Consider the following 26,126-nt stretch of genomic DNA (forward strand, 5'->3'; position numbering starts at 1 on the left):
TGTTTTTAACTGAAATCGGTTTTTCCCTGTAACTCATAAGGTTAAAGTGATAACCAGCATAAACTACTCGACTGGAGACCCCGATGGACATCGTTCAAGCTGCTAAATCCCGCTACTCAACCAAAGTCTTTGACCCAACCCGTAAGCTGCCACAAGAGAAGATCGACGCAGTTAAAGAACTGATTCGTTTTAGTCCATCGAGTGTGAACTCTCAGCCGTGGCACTTCATTCTGGCAAGCACAGAAGAGGGCAAGCAACGTATCGCAAAAGCAGCACAAGAGAGCTACGCGTTCAATGCAGCGAAGATCCTAAACGCATCACACGTGTTGGTGTTCTGTGCTAAAACGGGCATTGATAATGACTACATAGAAGCGCTATTGGCGCAGGAAGAAAAAGACGGTCGATTCCCAACCGAAGAGGCAAAAGCAGCGATACGTGGCGGTCGTAGTTACTTTGTAAATATGCACCGTTTTGACCTAAAAGATGCTAATCATTGGATGGAGAAACAGGTTTACCTCAACGTGGGTACGTTGTTGTTGGGCGCTTCAACACTAGAAATTGATGCGGTGCCAATCGAAGGTTTTGATCCGAAAGTGCTGGATGAAGAATTTGGTCTTCGCGAAAAAGGCTACACTGGCGTTGTGATTGTACCACTTGGCTACCATGCGGAAGATGACTTTAATGCCAAGACGCCTAAGTCACGCTGGGAAGCAGAAACTGTATTTACCGAGATCTGATCAAGATGATTCATTTAGTTGCAGAAATTAAAGCCTACCCAGACAGTATCGACAACGTAACCAACTTACTTTCTGGTCTATTAGAACCTTCTCGTGAAGAAGAAGGTTGTTGCCAATACGAACTGTATTTGGATCAAAAGATCGAAGGCTTGTTTATGTTCCAAGAAATTTGGGCATCGCAAGAAGCGTTAGATAAGCACTTACAAAGCCCACATATCGCACAGTTTATCTCGACGTTAGAAGATAACGATTGGGTTGAATATTCTCAGATTCGCCCAATGACGTTCGTCGGCTAACCTTCTGAGCAGAATGTTGCCAGCACTTTCTTACGTTGCCGGCAGCATTTTTCATGAATGAATTCACGGAAAGTACGAATGGTTGGAGTCAGCAAACGACGATCAGCGCACACCATGTATAGCGGTACCGGACCACAATCCCACTCAGGTAATACTCTTACTAATCTTCCCTCAATCAAATCTTGGCTGATGTCCATTAGCGATTTGTTAGCGATCCCTTTGCCTTTGATTGCTAAGCGATGGGATAAGTCACTGTCGTTGCTAAGTAGCTTGCCACTCACGACAACCTGTTCTGTTTCGTCTCCGCGAGTCAGCGTCCATTTGTTGTAAACCGAATCCGCCACCATGTAACACAAGCAGTTGTGTTGGTTTAGGTCTTCCGGTTTGGTCAGCACAGGATTATTTGCGACGTATTCTGGAGAGGCGCACAGGATTCGCTCATTTGCACCACACAACGCCAATACGACCAAGTTAGAGTCAGCAGGTTCACCGTAACGAATCGCGATATCGACGGGTTTGGTGTACATATCGGTTAAGCTATCAGACAGCTCTAACTTGATAGAGACGTTCGGGTAAACATCAATAAACTCATCGACCCAATCAAGCAGCATGTTGCGACCAAAATCAGATGGCGCGGTGATGTGCAGTTGGCCCGATAGTTCGCCACGCGCGCTTGATATCTGATCTAATCCCTCTTGCAGCGTTGCGAGTGCTTGAGTGGTTTTGTCTAAGAACAGCTCACCTTCCGATGTTAAGCGAAGGCTGCGAGTGGAGCGCACAAACAGCGGAAAGCCTATTTGTCCCTCAAGACGTTTGATCGATGCACTGATGGCTGCTGGTGTCATGTCCATGCTGTTGGCGGCTTTCGAAAAACTGCCTTGGCGTGCAGTTTCGACAAAGATATTCAGATCGTTGAGGGCTTTCATAATGAAAAGGGCTTTTAAGAAGTTTGGGCTACTATAGGGGAGAGTCGCAGGGCAATTCAAGGTTAAAACACTAGGTTGCACGGCGAGTTTGAGTTAGATTAGCGCGCAACTTCACTTTACCGGATCAATAGCATGAGCCAACAGCAGTCGAATAACCCACTTCACGGGTTGAGTTTAGAGAAAACCCTTACCCGCTTAGTTGAGCACTTCGGGTGGAACGGAATGCATGAGCGCGTTCGTGTGAACTGTTTTAAGAAAGATCCTTCAATCAAATCGTCGTTGAAGTTCCTACGTAAAACGCAGTGGGCAAGAGATAAAGTGGAAGCGCTGTACATCGAGACGTTCTGTTAATCTGATTTGGTGTACGTTTAAAAGAGAGATTCCGTATGGCTCGCTTAGGCTCGTCCGGAATCTCGATTCTAATCTCTCGCTTCTCGCCTCTTTCCTTACTCCAAATGATGCGTACTGCCCATAGTGCCTTCCAAGTCTAAAATCGACTGACGAACGTGGTCTGGAATCGCGGTTTTCACGTTGTTCTTAAAATCAAACATCACACCAGTGGCGGTTGCGATGGTCGCAATCTTACCCCACTTCTTACTCAGCACTTGGTATTCCATCGTGATGCGATCTTCCTGCATGTCGATTACGCGTGAGCCAATCAAAAGCGTATCTGGAAACGTAACGGGTAGCTTATAGCGGCATTGGGTTTCGCTTAAAACCGGACCGATGTGAGACGTCTGTAAATCTACCAACAGATTAATCTTGTTGAAGTAGTCCAAACGCGCAGTTTCGAAGTAACGAAAATACACCGCATTGTTGACGTGTTGCAGGGCATCCATCTCTCCCCAAGCGACTTTGATTTCCGTAATCACTGGGAATTCTTTTAATAACGTATCCATTACTCATGTTCCTTTTTTATCGACGTTGCCGCAATTTGCCAAGCGACTTATCACTTTGAGTATTTATTCTAGATGGAACTGATTAAAATGTAATAAAATTGTATGTAAAATGTGAAATGAATTAGATGCTTATTTTTGTAAACTAAAAACTTTACATAGTCAGTTGTGAGGCGTAGGTTTAAGTAAGCGTAACCAAAAGGAGATGTCCAATGACAGAACTGAAAGGTTTCAATCTTGCCAAAGTAGAAAAACGAATCGACTGGACAGGTGAGCTGTTCAGTTTACGAGTTTCCGGAGCGCCTCTCTCCTTCAAAGCCGGACAATTTACCAAACTTGCACTACTCGATGAACAGGGTCATCCCATTAGCCGTGCATACTCGGTAGTAAATGCGCCCAGTGAGCAGTTTGAATGGCTCGAATTCTTAGTCGTCGCGAACCCAGAAGGGCAATTGACGCCAAGGCTACAGCAGCTTCAAACCGGCGATAGCATTTATGTTGGTCAAACGGCCCATGGCGATCTGATCCACGATACCATTCCCAAACACGCAAACGATCTATGGCTGCTTTCCACGGGCACAGGCATTGGTCCATTTCTCTCTTTGTTAGACGACATCAATCTACTGCCACATAGCGATCACATTGTGCTGGTGCATGGTGTGCGTTACGAGAGAGATTTAGTTTACAAATACCTGATAGAGCAGCTCCAACAGCGATATGAAGGTCGTCTTCGTTATGTGCCGATTGTCAGCCGTGAGAGTACTCCGGGTAAGCTTCAAGGCCGTATTCCAGATCTGATTGCGTCGGGAGAGCTTGTTAATCGCGCTGACTTACCGTTTTCTAAAGAAAGCAGCTTTGTGATGATGTGTGGTAATCCAGAGATGATCAAAGACACCTCTCCAGTACTGCAAGAATTAGGGCTTGATAAATACCGAGCGAGAACGGGTGGCAATATCATTTACGAAAGGTATTGGTAAGCTTTGACTGATTTTTAATCCATCTCACTTCTGAGAGAGGTTCACAAATATTACATCTCACAATTGAGCACTTTGTGGTCCATCCCTAGAATGCATCAGCTTGCATTTCAGGGGGGAAGTATGTGGTGTTCAATTGCCAGTAAACGGCGCAGATTTATTGGTGGGCTGATTGATTTAATGCTTGTGACAGGGATAGTGCTACTTATTGCTCTCACGATCAATTCCCTCATTAATGGCTTCGAACTTTCTTTTCGTGAAAATCTTCAACTCGTTAATGAGACCAAAGCAAACTACGTCCTAACAATTCCGATGTTAATGATGATGAATTGGAATTTATTGCGTGACGGCCAGACAATTGGCATGCGTTTAGTTGGGATTAAAGTGGTGATGAGTAATGGCCATGATACGACGAAAGTCACTGCTTCATTGCGATTATGCATGGGCTACTTGATAGAAATGCTTATTCCATATACGCCGTTAGTGAATTTGTTGTTGCTGATTCTTCACCCGCAAAGGCGACTACTGCACGATTTAATTTCCGGAACTAAAGTTGTGAACTGTTAAAACATTTCAGATTTCGCCTATTTCATACAGAGTTGCGAGCGACTCACCTTTCCACAACCCTTCTCTAGCGTCTACACTTTCTTCAGACATAAATTCAATCGCTTAGGATCAAGGATGATGAACAAAGCTGGTTGGGCGGTTTGTTTCGCTGCACTATTCTCTTCGGCTACTTCTGCGGGTGAATGGGAGATTGAAGCCGGTGGGTTTTTCTCCCGTACCGATACGAAACTCAACGCTTACGACCCTTATCTCGATCAAATACGCACTATCGATTTTGAATCGGATCTCGATTTGAAAGAGTTTACTGTGCTGCCTTATGTGGAGTTGGAGTATTACTTTAACCCCAAACACAGCGTGTACGCAGACTGGCGAAGTTTGCATCGAGAAGCCACCCGAACGGCGGTGACCAAGCCATTCGAAGTGACGATAGATGGAACAACGTATGCTGTTCAGGCTGGTTCAAAGCTTACAACAGAGCTGAATATTGATATTGCACGCCTAGGTTACGGTTACCAATTTTATACCAGCGATAAATGGGCGGTGGATGTATTGGCTGGGTTGCACGTGATGTGGCTGTCATTGGGTTTAGATGGCAAGCTCGGTGCGAAAGTGAGTGGAGTGGATGAAATCCCAGTGATGTTTGTTGATGATGCGGTTTTAAATGATGTCACAGCGCCATTACCAGACTTAGGTATTCGAGCTGAGTATTCGCTGAGTCCTGATTGGATTTTGAAAAGTCACGCCCAAGTCTTCTACCTAGCCGTAGATGATATTGAGGGTTACTTGTTGGAATTCGATTTGGGCGCTAAATACTTCTTTACCAATCAGTTCAGCATGACGGGGTCATTCAACTATTATGAGGTGGGCGTTGATTATGAAAGTGACAAGTCAGCATTGGATGTCACTTATCGGTTTTACGGGCCGATGCTGACCATGGCGTATACATTCTGATATTAAAAAAGCCACATTCGAGTGTGGCTTTTTGCATTTAGCTATACGTGACTAAATCAACGTGCTTATTGCTGGTTGATGTACGCTTTAAAGCGCGCTTGTGTTTCTGCGTCTGCTTTTTGGTACCAGAAGTGCAGCATCTCTTCAGCTGTTGAATCGGCTTTCATGGTCGCAGGTTTAGTTTGCTTCATGTCCGCTGGGATCTTTGCAGGAAGTGTTGCTGGTTGAATTACTGCAGCACTTACAACGCCAACTGCCGCAACACCGCCAGCTTTGTTGTAATCTTCCACTTCACGAACGTAGTCACGACCGATTTGCATGCCAGGCTTCATAAGCTTGTCTTGCTCAACTGCGATAGCGTTGCCAGAAGCGTCAACCAGTTTCCAATCTAGATCTTTGATTTTGTTTTCGGCTTCACGAAGGTCGCGGTATTCCGGCAGTTGTAGAGTCAGCTCTGCATCTGTCGCGTCGAAACGCGTTACGATCACGTCACTCTCAACGCTTAGGCGGTCATTACCTTGGCTGAAATATGGCGCGTAACGGAACACAACTTGGTTTACGCCGTCAGGTAGAGTGAAGCTCTTTTCCGAAGCAAAGAAGCCACCAGATAGTTTTACTTTTTCGCCGTTTGCGGCCAAAACTGAAACGTCGTCAGGAACATTTACGGTTACATCCGCGAATGCCATTCCGCTCATAGCAAGAGCAAGCGCGCAAGTTAAAGGCTTGATCAATTTCATTGTTTTTATCCTAAGCACTGTCATTTGTGGTCACCGAGAGTGCATCGTAAAGTGCTTTATTGCAACTCTCGAATGTAAGAAGTATGAAAATTTAACAAGAACGTCATTTTAATCTTATTCGCGTCGATGAAACTGTGAGCCAAATAGCTCAAACCGCTGCAAGCAGCGGTTTGTTTCAATTGATAGAACGATTAGATACCAGCGCCGTGTCCGGCTTCGTTTTGTCTGGAATCTCGCTCGGCATTTTCCTCTAATGCTTCTTGCTGCTGTTGCGCTTTTTCAATGTTCAACCACCACACGAACAGCTCGTACCAAATCGCTAGAATAACCGCACCTAAGAATAGGCCGACAATGCCGTAGAACAACATACCGCCGATGGCACCTAGCAGAATGACGGGCATTGGTACATCCACACCACGACCCATCAACATTGGTTTGAATAGGTTTTCAGATAGCGCTGCAACCACAACCCAAACCGTAAACATGGTTGCTGTGCTGGTGTCTTGCGTCATGTACATGTAACCAACGACTGGCAGTACTGCCAATAGAGCAGGTAGCTGTGCGATACAAAGAATCATCAGTACTAGTGTTAGTAAGCCCGCAGCCGGAACGCCAAAGATGAAGAACCCCGCACCAATTAATAGAGCCTGAATGGCTGCTACACCAACAACGCCAAGTAACACACTCTTGATGGTCGCTGCAATAAGCGTTGTCCAGCTCTTCGCATTATCACCCGCAGTACGAACCGCGATGGTTTTCAAGCCAGATGCTAGAGACTCAGAGTAAGTCATAAAGCCAGCAGCAATCGCTAGAGAGATGATTGATAGTAGTAAGCTACCCAGTGCACCACCGACCATACCAAGCAGAGAAGTCAGACCAGCCTTAATTTGAGGCATAAAGGTTTGGATTGCTTTTTCTAGGTTGGTCGCAAACAGCGTCCATACTTCGTAAAGCTTGTCACCGACCAAAGGCCAATCTGCTACCGATGCTTTTGGACCTGGGATCTTAATGTCACCACTTTGCAGTACGTCCAGCGCATGCGTTGCGCCATCGACAATAGAACCCGATACCATGACTAAAGGTGTAACCAATAGCGCGATACCCAGCAAGGCGATGGTCGTTGCAGCGAGGCCACGTTTACCACCATACACTTTTGCCAGCTTTTTACAGATTGGCATCAGAGCAACGGCAATGATGGCACCCCAAATCACCGGAAGGATGAAAGGTTTGATGATGTCGTATGTAAACATCAGCAAGATCAAGATCAAGCCGATTCGTATTGCAGATTCCACCATGTTACTGATGAAAACCTTACTTTCGATTTTTACCGATTGTTTATCCATTTTTGTTTACCTGATGTTCAATGTTGGAACTGACGAGACTTGAAACAACAATCGCCATATAAAACACGCCTACGATGGCCTCTAGATACACGACGACTTGCGCCAAAGGTGTTAGAGGGCTGATGTCGCCATAACCGAGAGTGGTTAGAGTGACGAAACTGAAATACGCTGCGTTAGAGAAGTTTTGGCCCCATGAGATGGCTTCCATCCCAGTGAATGAGTTTGGGGAAAACTCCAGCAGAATGAGGTAAGCAATTGCCCACATCAGACCGAGCAGCAAGAAGAGTGCAACAGATCCAATCACCTTGTTGGTGTTCACATGTCCAGTGAAAAGAATCTGTCTTGCAATCGATTTAAACGTACCAAAGAAGAAGGCGAAGGTTAGGGCGAGCATCACTACGTCCATCTCTTTGATGCCTAATACTGCTTTGATGGCAATGACCACGATCCACGTACCTAACAAGGTATAAAGGAAGCGTGACCAGTTCTTATCAAAACGCAGACTCGCCATACAAACGATGAAAGTCAGAATGGTGAAGCCTTGCAGAAGATGCTCCATTGCACCTTCCCCTACGACTTGTACAAACGCACCACCGATCAACAGACCGATAAGCGCTAACGTCAGGTAGAAGAAGTTGTTTTCTTCATTGATGTTTTTGAGTTTTTTTCCAATAGCCATGGTTTGCCTGTTTAACTCCTATTCTTGTTCTTGTGATGAGTCCTTCATCACCATGATGGAAGCGGAAAGCCCGAATCTCAGATCAACGCCTTCCGGCAATTCATGCAATGACACTCGAACAGGAATACGTTGTGCTAGGCGAATCCATTGGAATACCGGGTTCACGTTAGGCAGCAGGTTATAGCCCACGGTGCCGTCTTTTGGGGCGATACCCCAACCGATAGAATCGACGGTGGCATCGATTGGTGTGTCTGGGTGTGACATCAGAGTAACGCGCGCATCACTGCCCGGAGCAATTTGCGCTAATTGGTTTTCACGGAAGAAACCAAATACCCAGAAACTGTCTTTATCGATAAGGGCAACCAAAGGTTGGTTCGCAACGGCTTGTGTACCGTCGCGGATATCAAGGTTAGAAACAAAACCGTCAACCGAGGCATAAATCTTGGTGTAGCTCAGGTTCAAACGAGCTGATTTCAATTGCTCTTCAGCTGATTTGATTTGCAGCAGTGACTCTTCGTAGGTGATCTCACGGCGGATTAAGTCTTTGTGAGAAACTGCGCCGCGGTCTTTAGCACGAATGTCTTTCAAACGATCGTACTCTATCTTCTTGCCGCGTGAACTGACGATAGACTTTTGCAATGCCACTTCTGCTTGTGAGAGGGCAACTTCGTAAGTGGTAGGGTCGATCTCAAACAGCAGATCGCCTTTCTTTACTTCTTGGTTATCTTGCACGGTGACATTGACGATAGGGCCAGAGACTCTTGGCGCCACCTTAATGACATTAGCACGAACCTGGCCATCTCGGGTCCAAGGGTTATTAAAATACTCTTCGAACTTCTGATAGCCGAACCAAGTCGCGCCACCAAGAATGACAAGATTGAGTGCAATAACGAGTAGTTTTTTCATCTTGTTGGGCACCTAAAACTGTATATAAAAACTGTCGATGGCCACCACGTAAAACACCATGATGGCAAGGAATGTCAGGGACGGAAACGCAATAAAACGAGACAGACGTGTTTTGTTTAAAATGATCACGGTAATCCAAGTTGCGGTAACCGATAAAAACAGCACTAGCAACAATGGTGAGAAGTACACGTCACCCCAAGAGAGTTCATGTGGCATTATTGAGCCTCCCCTTCTTGTGGTGCGTTATTGCTTTCTGCTTGATCTTTCGAGGCTGGGTCCTCGATACGATAAGGCGGCAGCACACGTGCTTCTTCATCCAAGTAGCCGTCCCAATCGCTGCGTTCTTGCATTTGCTTTGCTACACCTTCCGACAAGAAAGGTTTGCCCGTTTGGGCCTCCCAGCCACCACCGAGCGCTTTGTATAAGGCGACAACTTGGTTAGCAACATTGCCTTTGATGGTGGCGTAACTGTCTTCCGCACGCGTCATTTTCTCTACTGAGTTGAGTAGACGTTCAAACGAAATTTGGCCATTCTCATACTGAGTCATCGAGATATTGAATGCACGAATAGAGGAGTTCACCGATTGCAGACGCAATGACTTTTGCTCCAAGTAAAGATCATAAGCCTCCAGCGCATTGGTCACTTCATTGACTGCTTGCAGAACTTTCTTATTGTAGTTAGTGAGCGTTTCTTGGAACTTCGCATCTTCAAATCGAATGTTATTTTTCACACGGCCGTACTGGAATATGTTCCAACTGAATGTCGGACCTATCACCATGGTGAGCGAGTCACTGAAGCTAAAGCTGCTGCCATCTGGCACTGTGCTGTCTATGCCGATAGAACCAAAAAGGGAGAAGCTAGGATAGAGAGCCGTTTCAGCAAAACCGATTTGCGCACTTTGCGCACGTGCTTGCATTTCAGATACTTGCAAGTCAGGACGACGCATCACTAAGTTCGCATCCACTTGGTTATCAAGCAGAGGAGGGCGAGGCACGATTGAACGTTCATCATTACCGGAGAGCGCTGGCTTTCTTCCTGAGGATTTAAATTGGGCCTCGTAATCCGCCATTCGCTGTGCAAAGCCCGCGGATTTCAACAATCCTTCAACCTCTTCTGGCAAGACACCAAGCAACAACGCTAACGCGGTTCGGGATTGCTTCATCGCGATTTCTAACGAAGGTTGCGCTGCTTTGGTGTTGAAGAGCTGGTTTTTTGCTTGTTGAACGTCGAGTTCCGTAACGTTGCCAGAATCAAACTGGACTTGAGTGATGTTCACCACACGTTCTTGGATCTCGATATTTCGGCGAGAAAGCAGAATACGTTCTTGGAAAGTACGGTAGTTAATGTAGTTGCGAGCGACTTCCGCTGTGATGGTGACCATAATGTCGTGATAAGACGCAATCGACGCGTAATAGCCTGCTTCGGCAGACTCAATTCCACGTGCGTATTTGCCCCAAATGTCCATCTCCCACCCCGCATCAAATGACAACGCGGCGTTATTGACACCTTGGTCGTTCACATAAGCTCGCGCTAAGTTACCGGAGACGGTTTGTACTTGTGGGTACTGCAACCCAGTCGAGATGCCCAGTAGTGAACGTGCTTGAACGATGCGCAGGCCAGCTGCCTCAAGGTCAAGGTTTTGTTGGCTGGCCATCTCAACCAACAGGTTAAGGGTCGGGTCGTTAAATTGCTGCCACCACTGCTGCAATTTTTGCTCTGACTGCTCTGCGTCTTGCGTGGCGGCGGCTTTTTCTACCGACCAGTCACTTGGCAAGGCGGTTTGCTCTGGGTGGACATAATCCGGACCCAAAGTCGTACACGCACTTAATCCGAGTACAGAGAGTATGGCGAGGCTTGGTTTAGTTAGTTTTAGAAGCATCATATCCTCACCTTTAAAACCGCTTCTGACGTAAGTTCACCCAATCGATATCCTCATAGGTTTGCTTGCATTGGTTGATCGCTTCGAACACGTTCCGTTTTAAATTCAGCAAGATATAAAAACCGGCAACCTCTGAATAAGCGTAGTCAGATAAATCCAACTCACTAAAGAAATCTTCCAGTTTATTTTCAAAGGATTGGTAATCTTGGCTGTATTGTTCGAAGACAGTATCGAGTTCAGTTGTTGGCTGATGGCTTGCTAATGCGCCTGCCATCAGGGGTAATATGGAATCGGTATGCTTGCTGCGTAACTCTTTGATAAGTGGGTTACTTAATAACTTTTGTTCCGCTGCAATCAGGATGTTGACGTGGTTACTCAACGCATCGCAGGATTTACTGAATGCGCCGATCGCCTCTGGTGTCGTTTTTTCAAACAGTTTGTGGTTAACCTTTGAGCCCCACACTTTGAGTTTTTTCGAAGACACATTCAGAGTGACCAAGTGCAGTGAGCGCTTGACGGATTTGAAGCTGGAGTTTGATGGCTGATGATAACTGCTAAACAGGTCGCCAACGTGTCGGAAATACCGCTCTTTCAAAGTCAGGAACAAATGCTCAGGGCGAGAGCTGAATGGAAAGTAATGCGCAAAAATGATCATAAACACCACCATGTAGAACAGGGTCATGATCGTCATCAGAATGCCAAAGTGATAGGTCATGTTGTTGTCGAGACCGAGGACAAACAAACCAATCATGTAGAAGATGGTCACCGGCCCTTTAAACAAGTAGAAGCCGATAAAGGTGTAGATGAAGATGAACAAGCCGAGTTCACCGCCGAGCTCTAATCCCGGCAAGATGAAGACGTACGAAGGCACCGCAAATAGGAAGCCAAACGTAAACAAAATCAGCAGCATAAATGGGTGAACGGGTACGAATGACAGCAATGACATAAAGATGGTCGAGAAGGTAACGAATGAGTAACCACCAGGAGGATTGAAGTAAATCCAAATCAACCCTGCTACCCAATAAGTCGTAAAGGTTTTCACTGCTGTTTTAAAGTTCTCAGCATCCCACCAAAGGAACTTACTTTTTTGTTTCGGCAGCTCTTGCTTGAAAGACACATTGTTCGTGACGGAATCAATACAGCTGATGCTTTCTGATAGGCGAGATAAGCTTTGATGCATTAACTTTAGCAAGTGACCAAGAGTAAGAGCGGAGCCTTTGGTTAGGTGGGAGGCATTCGATAGTGCTTCTTGGTTATAATCAATGCTGAGTTCTTGCGCACGATAAGCTGGACCTTCGTGCTCCCACATTTCTTGGCAGGTTTGAAATAGGGTCTGGATCTCTTTAACCACTTGCTCAAAGTTGTTGATGCAATCACGGTCTTGCTGATGGCTAAAGTGGCTGTGTGCCGCGACACTGAGTTCTTGAGTGATTTGTTTATTGAAGTGAACCGCGAGTTGCCATTCTTTCATGTAAGCCGAGACATCACTGCATTCAACACTGACCATGGCGAAGCGCTGTTCTAGCGCATTCTGAGCAGTGAAAACCTTATCTAATAACTCATCAATCGTGGGAGTCGGCTCTTCATCTTCATCCCCTTCTTTTTGTTCAAAGGAAGAGGCGTTAACGTGGTGTGGCGTTGTCTTTTCTTCGAAATTTTGCAAGATCGCTGCGAACAAAGTTTGCTGAGCTTGGTTAAGCTGCTCGATCATCTGGCGCAAATTCTGTTCTGTTTTGGTCGGCCACAAAAAAGTACCAACCAAGGTATAAATGACGACACCAAAAATAGTCATGTGGGCACGATCAACACCGTACATGAATGCGCCCTCGGCATCTCCGCCATTAGACATCATCAAAACCATTACGCCGGTTAGAGCTAATAACGTCGGGTCTTTTTGGTAGGCATTGCGGAAGTAGAAGATAAAAGACACAACCACTGAAACACTAAACATGTACATTAAACGATCTTGCGCGAACATGCCTACCAACAATAAGCCAATGACGGCACCGACTAGTGTACCAAGTACACGTAGTGTCCCTTTTGCTAATGATTCGCGACGGCTGCCTGTAGAAGCAATCAGCATGACAGTCGTTGCTGCGGTTGAAGCTTGCGGCCAACCCATCGCAAATGGGATCAGATAAGCCAGAGTTAGGCTAAGCGCGACTTTTGTGGCGAATTTGATTTTATCGTTCATAGTGTCAAAGTTTGCTCAGGCTTATAGTTGTAAGTAAATGAATTTACTCGGTCAATATTCAGAATTTCGTTCTGAATAAAATGCGGAGGCGGAATATAGCGAGTGAAAAGAGGCGGTTTGTAAATCCTTTGTCAAAACCAAATTAGGGTTAGACGCCACAATCGTTCCTTACGCCTTACTGCTGCTGGCGCGAGAGGAAAATGAGAAAGAAAACGTTTAACTAGAAAATCTCATTAGTGATACAGATTTGCAGGAATTACCAAGCCAAGTTTTCAATCAATACATAGAGCCGGTGCGTTATCGGCAGCGTTCACGTCCAAATTTGTGAGACTGACTGCCTATAGAAAAGCATAGATGATGATAGCTAAGTAGATAGGAAAGTTTTTATTTTTTATTGGCTTGCCGAGAGCAGTGCTACTTTTTGAGATCGATATTAGGTTTTTGAGCGCGAGATAAAAATACTAACGCAATACCGCTGAGGATGATTAGGCTGGTAATGACTGAGTGGAATGTCAATGTTTCACCGAGTAACAGCGAGCCAAGTAGCAAGGCGATAGCAGGAACCGAGAGCTGGCTGACTGCAGCTTGTAACAATGACAGCTTTTGCATTACTTGATACCAGAGCACGTAGCCGAAACCGGAAGCAATGGCACCCGATGCAACAGCCAACAATATACCTTGTATTGTAAAGTGAGCGGGAGCTGATAAGAGAGGAAAGAGCATAAGACCGAATAAAGAAGCGGTGATAAACCCCCACGTAATGCCACTACTTGGTGTCGGTGCTTGTTTACCAAGTGCGGTAAAACCTGCCCAACATATACCAGAAGCGACCATTAATATTGCTGACCAGATATCAGGACGAGTCGCAGATGGCAGCATCAACCATGTAAAGCCAATTAAAGATACCGCAATACCGATCAACTCGAGCGTTCTAAATTGTTGTCCTTGCCACCAATACAGCGCGAGCAATGTGAGCTGGACGGCACCAAAAAGTAACAGAGCCCCCGTGCCTGCTGCTAGTTTTATATAGGCAAAAGAGAAGAGTGTGGCGTAACCAAAGAGTGCTAACCCTGCGAGTACGCTGAACTTGGTTGTCGGTCGTTGGCTATGCCAGTTTCCACGAATGAGAAGAATGAAAACTAATATGACTGTGCCTGAGAGCAAGCGGATAAGGGTAAAATTGCCAGCATCAATCAATCCTTCTGCCAATGCCAAACGACAGAGCAGTGAATTGGCAGCAAATGCCATCATGGCAATCGCAGTCAGTAAAAATGTCGACATTCCTTATCCTTATTTATCGTAAGAGCTGGCAGTGTAGCGCCAAATATCAAGTACGGACTAGTTGATAAAGTGATTAGTTATAGCGGAAAATATCGCTCAAGCTGGAATGAGAACAGACAACGTTAGGTTAAATTGAGTAGAAATTGCAATTGTTATAATATAACAATAATTTTAAATCCCTAAACTAGATGAATGAGGAATTCAGTTTGAATTTATTTGTTAAGGACCTCACTGTTATTGATGCTTCTTACTTGTGCGCAACACGAGGAATGGTCGGAGAGAGTTGGATTCTTGATGTCGTAATGCATGGTGATCTCAACGAGATGAGCATGGTGCTGGATTTCTCTAAAGTGAAAAAGCAAATTAAACAATTGGTTGATGAACACGTCGACCATCGACTGCTTGTACCGTCAAAGAACTCAGCAGTGCATTCTGCGCATGTGAAAGCGGGTTATTCCCAAGTTGATCTCATTCGCGGTGAAAAAAGTATTCATTTGAACTGCCCCGATGAAGCATTCTGCTTTATTGAAACCGAAGCTATCTCGATTGAAAGTGTGACTGAGCATATTCACAAGGTGTTGATCGGTCATTTGCCAAGCAACGTGGCTTCAATCGACGTTACCTTACGCCATGAACAGATTAATGGTGCGTATTACCACTATACCCATGGTTTAAAAAAACACGACGGCAACTGCCAACGCATTGCACACGGGCATCGTTCACCGATTGAAATCTTGACTGATGGTGAACGTGATACCGCTCGTGAACACGCTTTTGCACAGCGTTGGCAAGACATCTACCTCGCGTCCATCGAAGACCTAGTCGAGATTGGTCATCTGGAGCTGAGTGAACATGCAAGCCTTATCAACTGCGACACGCATTTTGGGTTCCGGTATACCACTTCACAAGGTGACTTCCAACTTGCTATCGCACATAGCGAAACTGAAGTATTAGATACGGATACGACGGTAGAGCTACTGGCTGTATTTATTGCCAATGACATTGCCCCTTCATTGGCTAAAGGGCAGTCGTTACAAGTCATCGCTTATGAAGGCGTAGGGAAAGGAGCGATGGCGTTTCGTTAAAATAGCGTCGCCCACTGTCAATCAAAGCTAACTTTTACTTAATTTTTGGAATATCACTTTTATGGATAAACTCAATAGTGTTCTGCTCGTGGCAGGTACGCATGGCAATGAGCTTTCTGGTATTTACCTTCAAAAGCTCATCAAAGACCGTCTTTATGTTGCCGACCGTTCGACGTTCAATACTCAGTGTGTACTTGGCAACCCTGAAGCGGTTAAGCAAAACGTTCGTTATGTTGAGACGGATCTCAATCGTGAATTTGCCTTGGCGAATCAATCATCGCCTGCGACTCAGCAAGAAACCGAAGTCGCGCAGCAATTCACGCAAGTACATGCTCGCCAAGAGAATCAATTGATCGTCGATCTGCACAACACTACTAGTAATATGGGCGCAACCCTGATCTTGGTGTCGAACAACGCGTTTTATCGAAAGATGGGGGCGTATGTGAAGCAGCGAATGCCAGAAGCGAATATCCTGTTTGAAGACAGAAAAGAGTGGGACGACCAACCTTATTTATGCACCACAGGGAAGTATGGTGTGATGATTGAAGTTGGTGCTCAAGCTCATGGTTCGTTGAAATATGAAACCTTGGAGCTGATGAAGAAAATGTTAACCATGGTTCTGGACTACGTTGAAGTGCATAACCTTGGACAAGTTGGCGAACTGAGTGACTATGACGCTTATTTTTACACCGAAGAGGTCATGATTCCTCTCGGCCAAGATGGTATGCGCGTTGCGACGGTACACCCAATGATCTGCGGGCGTGATTTCGAAGTGGTAAAGCCGGGAGAGCCATTACTCGCGACTTTCTTTGGTTACGATATCTTCTGGGAAGGTAAACAAGATATCTATCCGCACTTCATCAATGAGAGTGCATACAGCAAAGCCAATATCGCTATGGCACTTGCTGAGAAAAAGGTTGTGAGCGCGGAGTGATTGAAACCGAGCTTAGCTGGAATGCTCACCCTCAATCTTGAACTGTTTATAGTGCTCTTCAAATCGGTCACTTATCCAGTCCATAAGCATTTTGATTCTTGGCAGTTGATATTTGACTGGCGGACAGACGAGCGAAAGTAAGGTTTTTTCTGACCATTCAGGGAGCACTTCGATAAGTCTCCCTGATGTTAAATCAGCATGGCAGTACACATCGGTTAGTCGCGTTACCCCTAGCCCAGAAATCGCCGCGTGGCGCATGGTTCTGCCAGTAGCCGCTTTAATACCTTGCACTACGTTGATAATGCGCTGTTCTTTATGATTCTTCATGATCCAATGCTCAACACTGCCATGAATCAAAGGCAAGGCTTTAAGATCTTCTGGGGCGAGGATCTTCGGGTGCCGTTCAAGAAAATCTGGGCTTGCGACATAGTGTGTGCGGAGTGTGGTGAGTCGGCGCGCGATGAGAGTGGAGTCTGGCATCTCGCCGACACGTAGCACCAAGTCGTAGCTATCTTCAATCAGATCGACGCGATGTTTTGAGAAGTCGAGCTCTACTTTAACGTTCGGGTAGGCGGCTTGAAAACTCATCACCAATGGTGCAATAAGCTCTTCACCAATCGGACCTCCAACAGAATTCATGTGAATCCGCCCCTTAATTTCGCTGGTGGCTTGCTGTGCCCATTCTGCGGCGGCATCCAGTTGTAGCATCGCTTCTTTGCATTTACGAAAGTAACCATCGCCAATCTCAGTAAGACGGAGCTGACGTGTGGTTCTATAGAGTAACTGAACACCTAGCGAGGACTCTAATTCACTCACGAGCTGACTTACGTTTGCCTTTGATGCGCCCATCGTTTCGGCTGCGGAGGTGAAGCTTCCACATTCCGCTACATAAATAAACGCTCGAATACCGCGCCAAGATAGATTGTTCATATAAACCTAACAGTGTTTTCATAATGGCTATATATATCCGAATAATAGCGCTCCTTATACTTGTTTAAAAGAGAGGAGCAGAGTGCAAATGTTTGTGAATGCTCGTCTTTATCATCTAAAAACCGTTAAACATAGAGAGTGAATCGAGTGACAGTAACAAGATATGAGGCTTCATTTTTCAGCAATGGCAACCGACTTGCAGCGGAAATTCATCGTCCATCCGTAGTGGAAAACCCTTTACCAGCGGTTTTGATTGCTGCGCCACAGGCGGGTGTGAAAGAGCAGACGGTAAGAATCTACGCCGAGAAAATTGCTGCCAAGGGATTTGTGGTATTAACGTTTGACCATGCCAGTTTTGGCGCGAGTGAAGGTTCGCCAAGATTTCATGAGAACCCATACAATAAAGCGGAAGATTGCCGCAACGGGGTGACATATTTACGTTCCTTAGCATACGTGAACAGTGAGCAAATCCATGGGTTAGGTGTTTGTTCTGGCGGTGGGTATTTAGCTCACGCCATTGCGACAGATCGACGCGTAAAATCACTTGCGACCGTGAGTGCTTACTTTGATCACCGAGGTTTTTACCACAACGTCATTGGTCGAGAGGGTTTGTTAGATTTACTGCTTAAAGGCAATGAAGCGAGAGAGCGTTATCTTGCTACTGGGCAGATTGATTTTCTACCTCACGCGCCAGCTGAAGACAGTGAGGAAATGCCACGTCTGTTTCGAGAATTCTACCAGTACTACATGACAGAGCGCGGAGCAAAAGGCTTATACGAGAGCAAGTTTTTGCTTTGGTCTTATGAGACGTTGGCTAACTTTTCAGCTTTGGATATTGCTGCAAACTTGACGCCGACACCACTACTGATGATTGTCGGTTCAGAAGCGGACTCTGCATACGAAAGCGAGCAAATGTTTGATGCAGCTTCGCAGCCTAAACAGCTGATTAGAATTGAAGGAGCGAATCACATCGCGCTGTATGATGAAGACGAATATGTTGATCAAGCTGTAGATAAGGTCATTCATTTTTTCGAACAACATTAACACTAGCAAATGAGCTCCTGCGTATTATCGAAAATATGAGAAACACTATGATACATGACAGCTAGTGTTTAAACCAAAACATGAACTGAGAAAAGGGACGAGAGAATCGTCCTTTTTTGTACCTGTAGGAACGACATCGTCAGTGGGAGAGAACCAAGCCAGAGTTTAATCGTGTTTGACTCCTCTCGGTCATTTTAAAAGCACTTGTAAATCTACGCGTGCATACTTGCACAATTGTGCATGTGTGTATATTATCCAGCCTCTTTTCATTTGCTAGAGATTCCAATTGTGGATGCTAAATTAGTTATTGCGTTAAATGAGTTCTTTTATGTGGCCAAAGGTCTGATCGTTATCATCGCTATTGTGTCGGTACTGACTGGCATCATGCGAGAGTATATCCCTCAAGATAAACTCCAAGCGACGCTGACCAAACACGATAAATGGGGAACCTTGTTGGGCGCATTGTTCGGGATGCTGACTCCATTTTGTAGCGCAGCTGTGGTTCCGGTGACCATGGCAATGGCGTCGATGGGCGCATCATTAGGTACTGTGATGAGCTTCATCATCTCGGCGCCACTGTGTAACTTCATCGTATTGGCGATGGTGTACGCCGCGTTCGGATTGAAGATCACCGTGGTGTACTTCTTAGTGACCTTTACCGCAGCGGTTCTTGGTGGTTACTTGATATCCAAATCACCTTGGAGAAACGAGATCAAACGTGGTGCTGAGCTTGAAGAAACCAAAGGCAAAGGCTGTTCAGGTTCGAGCAATACCAAAAACACAGGCAACACCTGTGGCGCGGCTCCTTCTTCAGCATCAAGAATGCGTAATGCAGTGGGCGGAGCTTGGGCTTTGTTCAAGCGAATCATCCCGTATGTATTATTGGGTGCGGCGATCAGTGGGTTCTCGGCAGCTTACTTACCAGCAGACTTAGTAGAGAAGTACGTAGGTGGTGATAGCTTCCAATCTATCGTGGTCGCTTCATTGATTGGTATCCCGCTTTACCTGCGTATCGAGATGGCAATTCCGCTGCTTAACGTGTTAATTGCTAAAGGAATGGGCTTAGGCGCGGCATTGGCGTTAATTATTGGCGGTACAGGTGCCAGTTTGCCTGAAATCGCGCTAGTATCTGCAGTTCTAAAAAGAAAAGCCGTAATCGCGTTTGTAGGAATCGTCTTAACGACAGCCATCATTGGTGGTGCTATCTTCCAATACGTTGTGTAAAATCGGTTACTCAGAAAAAAATAAAACTTCGCGCCGCTCATAAAGAGTGGCGCTACTCAGTTGGAAGGGTAAAACCATGATGGATGAAAAATACATTGATTCGCTAAAAGCCTTATCAGAACCCAATCGACTGCGATTGTTCTGGTTGTTCCTGCATGTGGATGAATGCATGGCAGTGGCTGAAGCAATGGACATCATTGGTGAAACTCAATACAACGTGTCTCGTAATCTTAAAATGCTCTACAAAGCTGGCCTGCTCAACCATGAGAAGAAAGGCAAGTGGGTGTTCTACACCTTAAAAGAGCAAACCGCTCCGCACTGCAAAGCCTTGGTCGATTCAGTAAGACACTTGCCTGAAGACGATTTCAAAGAAGTGGTTAAACGCTGCCTGATTCGTTTATCAATGCGAGTTGATGGCGAATGCGTTGTCGGCCCAGACAGCGAGATTTGGCACAGCAAGATTAGCTAGCTCTCACAAATAGAAGAGAGACACACAACAAAAGGATGCCCAATATAAGCGTCCCTGTTGAAAATGGTGGTGTGAACTATGAATACCTACACTCAGCAAGAGCTTGATTCTATTCTAGAGCAACACAAACTGTGGCTAGAAAGCCAAGGCGGCGAAAGAGCGAAATTACGTAATGCCGACCTAAGCCACTTAGCACTTCAAAACCTAGACCTGCGTTGTGCCAACCTAATCCGAGCCAACTTTAGTGGCGCCGATTTATCAGGCACAAACATGAATGAGGCTGACATCACCTACGCCAATTTCAGCCACGCGAATCTGAACAACGCGACGTTTCGCGATGCAGATTTACGAAACGCAGACATGAGCCACGCACAAATGCTAGACGTTGATTTGTATCGTGCGGATTTATTTCGCACAAACTTTGCTAACACAAACGTAAGTGATGATGCCTTTTATCAAGCCGCCTCACAAGGCACGCTTATCACGTTGAATAAGCCGAATGGTGCTCTCTGTGCTTAAAAATGTAGTCTTCACATAATCGGTGAACATTAAGTTGGTTAAGTGTTTGAATGGTATCTATTTATTTTCTGAACGATATAACACCTTAATAGTTTCCCTCAACCACACCAGTTTTGGGTTGTACGCATTACGTTTGTGCCAAATCATGGTGAACGGGATCAGCAGTTTATCTTGTTGAGTTTGTTCCAATGGAATGGGTAGGCACACCAAATCTGGATGCAGCTTCTTGGTATAACTCTCGCAGTATTGCGGTGCTGTGGTCAGCATATTGTGGTGTGGTTGCGCGGCCATAAATAGAGACTGTTCGAAGCTCGACATGGTTAAGCCAATGGAGCGCTGTAAGCCAAGTTCACTCAATACTTCATCCAGTGCCCACGTCTCACTCTTTTCCCAAACAATATTGATGTGTTGGTAACTCAAAAAGGTCTCAAGGTTCCATTCCTGCTCCAAAGCGGGGTGATCTTTGTGTAGGTACACCATAGGTAAATCTGAGAACAGCACTTCGAAATCAAGAAAGTAGGGAAGCAGGTCGAGTGACTCTTTTGAGCGGGGATGGCTCTCTCTGCCGGTAAAACCGATGTCTGCCTCTCCACGCACAATTGCGTCGAGTGAATCGTAATCCCAGTTACTGGTTTTGACTTTCGCATCTGGGTAGCGCTGGTGGATTGCAACAAGAAGATCATCAAGAATCGTCAGCACTAAAGGTGACTCAATGGTCAGATCAAAGCGCACGCCTTTGGGGGCTATATCGCTGCGCTTCTCTGCAATTTGGCTACCAATTTGTAGCCACTCCGCCAGATCTTGCTCCATGCTTTGTGCTAATGGAGTGGGTGCTAATCCTTTTGGTGTTTTCACAAACAGAGGATCATCAAACCAGTCACGAAGCTTATTGAGCGATTTACTTACCGTTGACGGCGTGACGTTCAATTTCTTCGATGCTTTGGAAACACTCTGCTCTTGCAGCAGCAATTGCAGAGTGAACAGCAGGTTGAGATCAAGACGGGCTAGTGATTTCTTCATAGTGGCTTTCATGAGCAGGCTTAGGAATAAATAGTATTAGAGCCAAGCTGATTGCGCCACCTATAGCTAACACAAACACCAGCATATTCAGCGCATTAACGCCGATGACCCCCATAAACCAGATGTAGAGGGCAGAGCAACACACTTGAGCGATGCCCAACAGTGAGCTTGCTACACCAGCACGCAGAGAGAAAGGGCTGAGCGCTTGACTCATGGCCACGCCAAAGCCAATCGAGAAGCCAGCGCAAATCAGCCCAAATCCGAATAAGTAAAATGGGATTCCCCATTGGTTTAGATGAGCAAAACCAATCACCATCGCTGCACTGACAAGCAAGGTTTGCGAAGTCAGCATCAGAGTACGTTGCTTAAAGTAAGACAAAGCCAATGGCGCAGAGAAAGAAGTGATCATACTGACTAATGCAGTGCCTGCCATGACAGAAGAATAGCCACCACGATCAAAACCAAGTTCGCCCATCACCAGCATTGGAGAGACATTCACGTAGGTAAGAATGGTGGTCACGCCGATGGCCGTAATGATGAGTCGGCTGATGAAAAAGCGCTCCGCGAACGTTTCTTGGGTAGAAGCTGAAGTGGTGTTTTGTTGTGGCAATGCACTAGGCTTTGATTCTTTCAGCACCAAGGTCGAAAGCAAACAAACCACCACACCCATGCCTGCCATTGTGGTGAATAGGCTTGGCCAAGGGAATTTGAGCATAATGAGATGGCCGACAACGGGGGCGATGACAGGAATGATGCAGGTAATGCCGTTTAGCATCGACAGCACCTTAGCGCGGCGTTTGTCATCCAATGTGTCGCGCAAAATAGCAAAAGCAACCACATAGCAAGAGCCAGCCCCAATACCTTGGGCAAAACGTGCGATTAAAAATGTATTGGATTGTTCTGCCATTCCGCCAAGTAATGATGCTGCAATAAAAATGGCTGCACCTACCATCGCCACCGGTTTACGCCCAACGGAGTCGGCGATTTTTCCTGCAAACAGCATGGTGGTTGCCATACCAGCAAGGTAAATAGAAAACGCGATGTGTAATTGTGATTCACTGGCGTTTAAATCCGCGGCAATTTGAGGCAACCCTACAAGATAAAGATCAATGGCGGTAGGATAGAGTAAAACAAGAGAGAAACTACAAAGCAGAAAACGAAACATGACAACCTCACTGACAGTTGATGAGGATAATAGTGTGCTAAACGTTTGCCTGCGAGTGGGAAATACGACAGCAGGTTTTTCCATTTACGACATACCCTGTATGAAATGGGTATAAAAACAGCAAGGATGATTATGATTACCATTGAAAAGTACACGCCATGCCGTCATGAGCAAACCCTTGAGCTGCAAGTCTTAGAGGATCAAGTCCAATACACAGTAGCGAACATTCCAGAGTTATTGGGAAGTCTTAAACCGACAGAGCTAGCGCATTTGATCTTATTGGATGATCAAGTGGTTGGCTTTTTTGTCTTCGATGCGGGATACAGTGAGAATTACGACTTCTGTCCGGAAAAGAGCTTAGGCGTGCGTTGGTTGTTGTTGGATCATCGTCATCAAGGTAAAGGCATTGCCAAGCGAGCCATCAGCCAGTTTGCTGATTACGCTAAATTGCGTTTTCCGAGCTTTGATTTTCTCTACTTGACGGTTAATTGCCGCAATGTACCGGCTTATCAGTGCTATTTGAAAGCAGGTTTTGAAGATACTAATGAGCTGTATCATGGTGGTCCGGTTGGGCCTCAGCACATCATGCGACAAGCCTTGTAATTAGTTTTCCAGACACTAAAAAGCCGCCCAGTTCTGCACTGGGCGGCTTTCTTTTAGATGTATTGAGAAATTAGCGAACGAAGGCTTTGCGACCAGCGAACACCGCCATTGAGCCTAACTCGTCTTCAATGCGCATTAGCTGATTGTATTTTTCGACACGTTCACCGCGACATGGCGCACCTGTTTTAAGGTGACCTGTGCGAAGTGCAACGGTCATATCGGCAATAAAGCTGTCTGTGGTTTCACCCGAACGGTGAGAAACAAACGCGCCCCATGCAGCGTGATGACACATTTGAATCGCTTCAATGGTCTCGGTTAGCGAGCCAATCTGATTCAGTTTGATCAATGCTGAGTTAGCAGCATTCATGTCGATCGCTTTTTGGATGTATTTGGTGTTAGTAACCAGAAGATCATCACCAACGATTTCGATCTTACCGCCAAGCTTCTCATTCAATAGCGGCCAGTTATCCCAGTCGTCTTCAGCAAGTCCATCTTCGAGAAGAACCACAGGGAAGTCTTCTACCAACTTCTCGTAGTATTCAATCATCTCTGCAGAGGTCAGTTCACGGTTCTCTGAGCGTAGCTTGTATTTACCATTCTCATAGAACTCACTAGAGGCTGGGTCCATACAGATACCGACATCGACTCCAGGTTTTAATCCAGCTCTCTCAATGCCTTTGACAATCAACTCTAATGGTTCGCGGTTGGACTTCACAGCTGGCGCAAAGCCACCTTCATCACCGACGCCAACCGAGTGATTAGACTCCAACAGAACTTGGCGCAATGCATGATACACCTCGCTACCCCATTGCACCGCTTGTCTAAAGTTCTCAGCACCGTATGGCGCAATCATGTATTCCTGAAAATCCGGACCTTGCCAGCGAGCATGCACACCGCCGTTGAGGATGTTCATACAAGGCACAGGTAATAGGTTAGCGCCCACACCGCCAAGATACTGATACAGAGGTACGTCAGCGGTTAGTGCGGCTGCGCGGGCAACGGCGAGGGAGACACCAAGAATGCCATTCGCGCCGAGACGGGATTTGTTTTCGGTGCCATCTAACTCGATCATAATGCGGTCAATTAACGCTTGATCGCGCGAGTCTAAACCAACAATGGCTTCAAGCACTTCGGTGTTGATCAGTTGAACGGCATTGAGCACACCTTTGCCACCAAAGCGGGTGTCGTCACCATCTCGCAGTTCAACCGCTTCTCGTGAACCAGTACTGGCACCCGAGGGCACCGATGCTCTTGCTGCAATGCCACAGCCGAGTGTGACTTCGACTTCCACAGTCGGATTTCCGCGTGAATCCAAAATTTCGCGCGCCAGAATATCCTCAATCAAGAAATCCATAGTATGTCCTCAATGATCAGTTAGGTGGGGAAATGACTTTAAGAGTGTAGACACAGATTTTTGATTACGATGACTCTTGATATCTTTGATGTTGAAGACAGTTGTTTATGTGGCTGTTTTCACATAAATTCCAGAAAGGCCATTGGTTATCAGGGAAGAGTCGTGAAGATAGAAATCGACAATTTAGAAAGAACAGCAGTCATCGCATTGCTAGAAGAACATTTGCAAGACATGTACGCCACGTCGCCACCAGAGAGTGTGCATGCGCTAGATTTGGATAAGCTCAAAGCACCAGAAGTGACATTTTGGACCGGATGGAAGGGTGAACAACTGCTTGGGTGTGCAGCGATTAAAGAGTTGGATGGCCAACACGCGGAGCTGAAATCCATGCGCACCACGCCAGCGGCAAGAAACCAAGGTGTGGCGTCTCAATTATTGATTCATGTGATTGAGCAAGCGAAGCAAAAAGGCTTGCAGCGCTTGAGTTTAGAAACGGGCTCGATGGAGTTTTTTAAACCTGCGCGCCTGTTGTATGAAAAGCATGGCTTTGTGTACTGCGAGCCGTTCGGGGATTACGAACTCGATCCAAACAGCCAATTCATGACCCTAGAACTGAGCTAGGGCCATGAATTTTAGAAGCTAAATCCAATCGATTTAGAAATTTAGATTCAAGTTGATGGTTGGCGACAAGAGGTCTGAACGCTCGTCAGCCAATCGCTTTCTCTTTTCTTTCAGGCGCTTGGCATTGTCTTTGTCTGGGTTGCCATCAAGTTGATTATCGATGACCGAGATTTCAGTATCGATCTCTTGGATGCGTTGCTGGCGTTGATATTCTTGATGACCTAACTGGTAGTTTTCAATGAATTCTTTGCTGTTGCACACGCCGTAATATTCTTTGCCTTCGATACCGACAGTGTAACCATTGTCTGGTGAGCAATACTGGATAGTGCCTTTATCAAAGCCTTCTTTCCATTTCGTTCGGTCTGGTGTCACACCCGCTTCACCACAGTCTTCGGTATAACTATTAATAACGTTTGGATCGTTGCCGTCTCGGCCATCTTGATAACCTACCTTGTACCAGTTCGCCGTCTTGCACTCATCCGGAGACATGCTGGCGCAACCAGAGAGCAAAGTGAGTAAAGCTAGGGGGATTAGCGCTCTTTTCATCAGTTACTGTCCTTTAAACAAAATCGAATTGATAACTCGAGTGTAAAATGAACACTGTTCATATCAATGGTTGAAATCATTGTATTCACAATTGTAGTGACTCATCAGTGTGAGTGATAAGTTCACCACGCTGAATGAGAGGGTGTTTGATTAATATTATTCACGGATTTTGCCTTTGTGGTATCAATTCGATAGCCTTTGCGCCAAAGTAAGTGAACAAGATGTGTATCTAAACAAGTATCGTC

Annotated in this window: 29 protein-coding genes; 14 read left to right on the top strand and 15 right to left on the bottom strand. The window is 45.9% G+C overall.

Annotated features, from left to right (window positions below; translation table 11 throughout):
* Positions 1-83 precede the first annotated feature (83 nt).
* Both nfsB and ATB76_RS12210 read left to right on the top strand, forming a co-directional pair.
* Positions 84-737: an oxygen-insensitive NAD(P)H nitroreductase gene (gene nfsB, locus ATB76_RS12205; RefSeq protein WP_061035312.1), complete on the top strand. Its 654-nt coding sequence runs from the start codon at positions 84-86 to the stop codon at positions 735-737.
* A gap of 5 nt (positions 738-742) precedes the next feature.
* Positions 743-1,033, top strand: coding sequence for a putative quinol monooxygenase (locus tag ATB76_RS12210; protein ID WP_005436210.1), 291 nt, complete (start codon positions 743-745; stop codon positions 1,031-1,033).
* Here the strand turns inward: ATB76_RS12210 and ATB76_RS12215 are convergent.
* On the bottom strand, positions 1,030-1,959 hold the full coding sequence (locus tag ATB76_RS12215) for a LysR family transcriptional regulator (protein WP_061035313.1): 930 nt from the start codon (positions 1,957-1,959) through the stop codon (positions 1,030-1,032). The genes ATB76_RS12210 and ATB76_RS12215 overlap by 4 nt on opposite strands.
* 132 nt (positions 1,960-2,091) lie before the next feature.
* Between ATB76_RS12215 and ATB76_RS12220 the strand changes: the two genes are divergently transcribed.
* Positions 2,092-2,310 (top strand): VF530 family DNA-binding protein, encoded by a 219-nt coding sequence (locus tag ATB76_RS12220; RefSeq protein WP_061035314.1) that lies wholly within the window; start codon positions 2,092-2,094, stop codon positions 2,308-2,310.
* A 95-nt stretch (positions 2,311-2,405) separates the two neighbouring features.
* Here the strand turns inward: ATB76_RS12220 and ATB76_RS12225 are convergent, their stop codons facing one another.
* Complete coding sequence (locus ATB76_RS12225; protein ID WP_061035315.1) at positions 2,406-2,858, bottom strand: thioesterase family protein; 453 nt, start codon at positions 2,856-2,858, stop codon at positions 2,406-2,408.
* A gap of 209 nt (positions 2,859-3,067) precedes the next feature.
* Between ATB76_RS12225 and ATB76_RS12230 the strand changes: the two genes are divergently transcribed.
* The 3 genes from ATB76_RS12230 (at position 3,068) to ATB76_RS12240 (ending at position 5,347) form a co-directional block, all read left to right on the top strand.
* Positions 3,068-3,832, top strand: a complete 765-nt coding sequence (locus ATB76_RS12230) for a ferredoxin--NADP reductase (RefSeq protein WP_061035316.1) — start codon at positions 3,068-3,070, stop codon at positions 3,830-3,832.
* 120 nt (positions 3,833-3,952) lie between these two features.
* On the top strand, positions 3,953-4,396 hold the full coding sequence (locus ATB76_RS12235) for an RDD family protein (RefSeq protein WP_038869181.1): 444 nt from the start codon (positions 3,953-3,955) through the stop codon (positions 4,394-4,396).
* A gap of 114 nt (positions 4,397-4,510) precedes the next feature.
* Complete coding sequence (locus ATB76_RS12240) at positions 4,511-5,347, top strand: DUF481 domain-containing protein (RefSeq protein ID WP_038869034.1); 837 nt, start codon at positions 4,511-4,513, stop codon at positions 5,345-5,347.
* A 65-nt stretch (positions 5,348-5,412) separates the two neighbouring features.
* Here the strand turns inward: ATB76_RS12240 and ATB76_RS12245 are convergent, their stop codons facing one another.
* The 8 genes from ATB76_RS12245 to ATB76_RS12280 all read right to left on the bottom strand — a co-directional run bounded on the left by ATB76_RS12245 (position 5,413) and on the right by ATB76_RS12280 (position 14,367).
* Complete coding sequence (locus tag ATB76_RS12245) at positions 5,413-6,084, bottom strand: DUF2057 domain-containing protein (RefSeq protein WP_038879472.1); 672 nt, start codon at positions 6,082-6,084, stop codon at positions 5,413-5,415.
* 191 nt (positions 6,085-6,275) lie between these two features.
* Positions 6,276-7,427, bottom strand: a complete 1,152-nt coding sequence (locus tag ATB76_RS12250) for an AI-2E family transporter (RefSeq protein WP_038869038.1) — start codon at positions 7,425-7,427, stop codon at positions 6,276-6,278.
* A complete protein-coding gene (locus ATB76_RS12255; protein WP_038869040.1) occupies positions 7,420-8,106 on the bottom strand; it encodes a potassium channel family protein in 687 nt (228 codons plus the stop codon). The genes ATB76_RS12250 and ATB76_RS12255 overlap by 8 nt, the downstream gene beginning before the upstream one ends.
* 18 nt (positions 8,107-8,124) lie before the next feature.
* On the bottom strand, positions 8,125-9,012 hold the full coding sequence (locus tag ATB76_RS12260) for an HlyD family secretion protein (protein WP_061035317.1): 888 nt from the start codon (positions 9,010-9,012) through the stop codon (positions 8,125-8,127).
* Positions 9,013-9,024: 12 nt separating this feature from the next.
* Positions 9,025-9,228: a DUF1656 domain-containing protein gene (locus ATB76_RS12265; protein WP_019821560.1), complete on the bottom strand. Its 204-nt coding sequence runs from the start codon at positions 9,226-9,228 to the stop codon at positions 9,025-9,027.
* Complete coding sequence (locus ATB76_RS12270; RefSeq protein ID WP_061035318.1) at positions 9,228-10,895, bottom strand: TolC family protein; 1,668 nt, start codon at positions 10,893-10,895, stop codon at positions 9,228-9,230. The genes ATB76_RS12265 and ATB76_RS12270 overlap by 1 nt, the downstream gene beginning before the upstream one ends.
* A 10-nt stretch (positions 10,896-10,905) precedes the next feature.
* The gene (locus ATB76_RS12275; RefSeq protein ID WP_061035319.1) at positions 10,906-13,086 is read right to left on the bottom strand and encodes an FUSC family protein; all 2,181 of its coding nucleotides are present in this window, start codon (positions 13,084-13,086) and stop codon (positions 10,906-10,908) included.
* 414 nt (positions 13,087-13,500) lie between these two features.
* On the bottom strand, positions 13,501-14,367 hold the full coding sequence (locus ATB76_RS12280; RefSeq protein ID WP_061035320.1) for a DMT family transporter: 867 nt from the start codon (positions 14,365-14,367) through the stop codon (positions 13,501-13,503).
* Between the two features lie 206 nt (positions 14,368-14,573).
* Here ATB76_RS12280 and ATB76_RS12285 point away from each other — a divergent pair, with 206 nt between their 5' ends.
* Positions 14,574-15,452: a 6-carboxytetrahydropterin synthase gene (locus ATB76_RS12285; protein WP_042604742.1), complete on the top strand. Its 879-nt coding sequence runs from the start codon at positions 14,574-14,576 to the stop codon at positions 15,450-15,452.
* Between the two features lie 61 nt (positions 15,453-15,513).
* Positions 15,514-16,386, top strand: coding sequence for an aspartoacylase (locus tag ATB76_RS12290; RefSeq protein WP_042601952.1), 873 nt, complete (start codon positions 15,514-15,516; stop codon positions 16,384-16,386).
* A 12-nt stretch (positions 16,387-16,398) separates the two neighbouring features.
* Here ATB76_RS12290 and ATB76_RS12295 read toward each other — a convergent pair whose 3' ends face one another.
* A complete protein-coding gene (locus tag ATB76_RS12295; protein ID WP_061035321.1) occupies positions 16,399-17,316 on the bottom strand; it encodes a LysR family transcriptional regulator in 918 nt (305 codons plus the stop codon).
* A gap of 147 nt (positions 17,317-17,463) precedes the next feature.
* Between ATB76_RS12295 and ATB76_RS12300 the strand changes: the two genes are divergently transcribed.
* The 4 genes from ATB76_RS12300 (at position 17,464) to ATB76_RS12315 (ending at position 20,572) form a co-directional block, all read left to right on the top strand.
* Positions 17,464-18,360: an alpha/beta hydrolase gene (locus tag ATB76_RS12300; protein WP_061035322.1), complete on the top strand. Its 897-nt coding sequence runs from the start codon at positions 17,464-17,466 to the stop codon at positions 18,358-18,360.
* Positions 18,361-18,648: 288 nt separating this feature from the next.
* The gene (locus tag ATB76_RS12305; RefSeq protein WP_061035323.1) at positions 18,649-19,584 is read left to right on the top strand and encodes a permease; all 936 of its coding nucleotides are present in this window, start codon (positions 18,649-18,651) and stop codon (positions 19,582-19,584) included.
* 76 nt (positions 19,585-19,660) lie between these two features.
* On the top strand, positions 19,661-20,053 hold the full coding sequence (locus ATB76_RS12310) for a metalloregulator ArsR/SmtB family transcription factor (RefSeq protein ID WP_008221742.1): 393 nt from the start codon (positions 19,661-19,663) through the stop codon (positions 20,051-20,053).
* A 78-nt stretch (positions 20,054-20,131) separates the two neighbouring features.
* Positions 20,132-20,572 (top strand): pentapeptide repeat-containing protein, encoded by a 441-nt coding sequence (locus ATB76_RS12315; RefSeq protein WP_061035324.1) that lies wholly within the window; start codon positions 20,132-20,134, stop codon positions 20,570-20,572.
* A 57-nt stretch (positions 20,573-20,629) separates the two neighbouring features.
* Here the strand turns inward: ATB76_RS12315 and yidZ are convergent, their stop codons facing one another.
* Positions 20,630-21,592 (bottom strand): HTH-type transcriptional regulator YidZ, encoded by a 963-nt coding sequence (gene yidZ, locus ATB76_RS12320; protein ID WP_061035325.1) that lies wholly within the window; start codon positions 21,590-21,592, stop codon positions 20,630-20,632.
* Positions 21,567-22,757 carry an MFS transporter gene (locus tag ATB76_RS12325; RefSeq protein WP_061035326.1) on the bottom strand — a complete coding sequence of 397 codons (1,191 nt, stop codon included), beginning with the start codon at positions 22,755-22,757 and terminating at the stop codon, positions 21,567-21,569. The genes yidZ and ATB76_RS12325 overlap by 26 nt, the downstream gene beginning before the upstream one ends.
* Before the next feature lie 132 nt (positions 22,758-22,889).
* Between ATB76_RS12325 and ATB76_RS12330 the strand changes: the two genes are divergently transcribed.
* Positions 22,890-23,360 (top strand): GNAT family N-acetyltransferase, encoded by a 471-nt coding sequence (locus tag ATB76_RS12330; protein ID WP_042601960.1) that lies wholly within the window; start codon positions 22,890-22,892, stop codon positions 23,358-23,360.
* Between the two features lie 70 nt (positions 23,361-23,430).
* Here ATB76_RS12330 and eno read toward each other — a convergent pair whose 3' ends face one another.
* A complete protein-coding gene (gene eno, locus ATB76_RS12335; RefSeq protein WP_038879500.1) occupies positions 23,431-24,714 on the bottom strand; it encodes a phosphopyruvate hydratase in 1,284 nt (427 codons plus the stop codon).
* 162 nt (positions 24,715-24,876) lie between these two features.
* On the opposite strand from eno, the gene ATB76_RS12340 reads away from it, so the two are divergent.
* Entirely contained in the window at positions 24,877-25,335 is a 459-nt protein-coding gene (locus ATB76_RS12340; protein ID WP_061035327.1) for a GNAT family N-acetyltransferase, read from the top strand.
* A gap of 33 nt (positions 25,336-25,368) precedes the next feature.
* Here the strand turns inward: ATB76_RS12340 and ATB76_RS12345 are convergent, their stop codons facing one another.
* Positions 25,369-25,881 (bottom strand): DUF2799 domain-containing protein, encoded by a 513-nt coding sequence (locus ATB76_RS12345; protein ID WP_061035328.1) that lies wholly within the window; start codon positions 25,879-25,881, stop codon positions 25,369-25,371.
* Positions 25,882-26,126 lie beyond the last annotated feature (245 nt).

The organism is Vibrio sp. MOR3 (assembly GCF_001557775.1).
GTDB lineage: Bacteria > Pseudomonadota > Gammaproteobacteria > Enterobacterales > Vibrionaceae > Vibrio > Vibrio jasicida.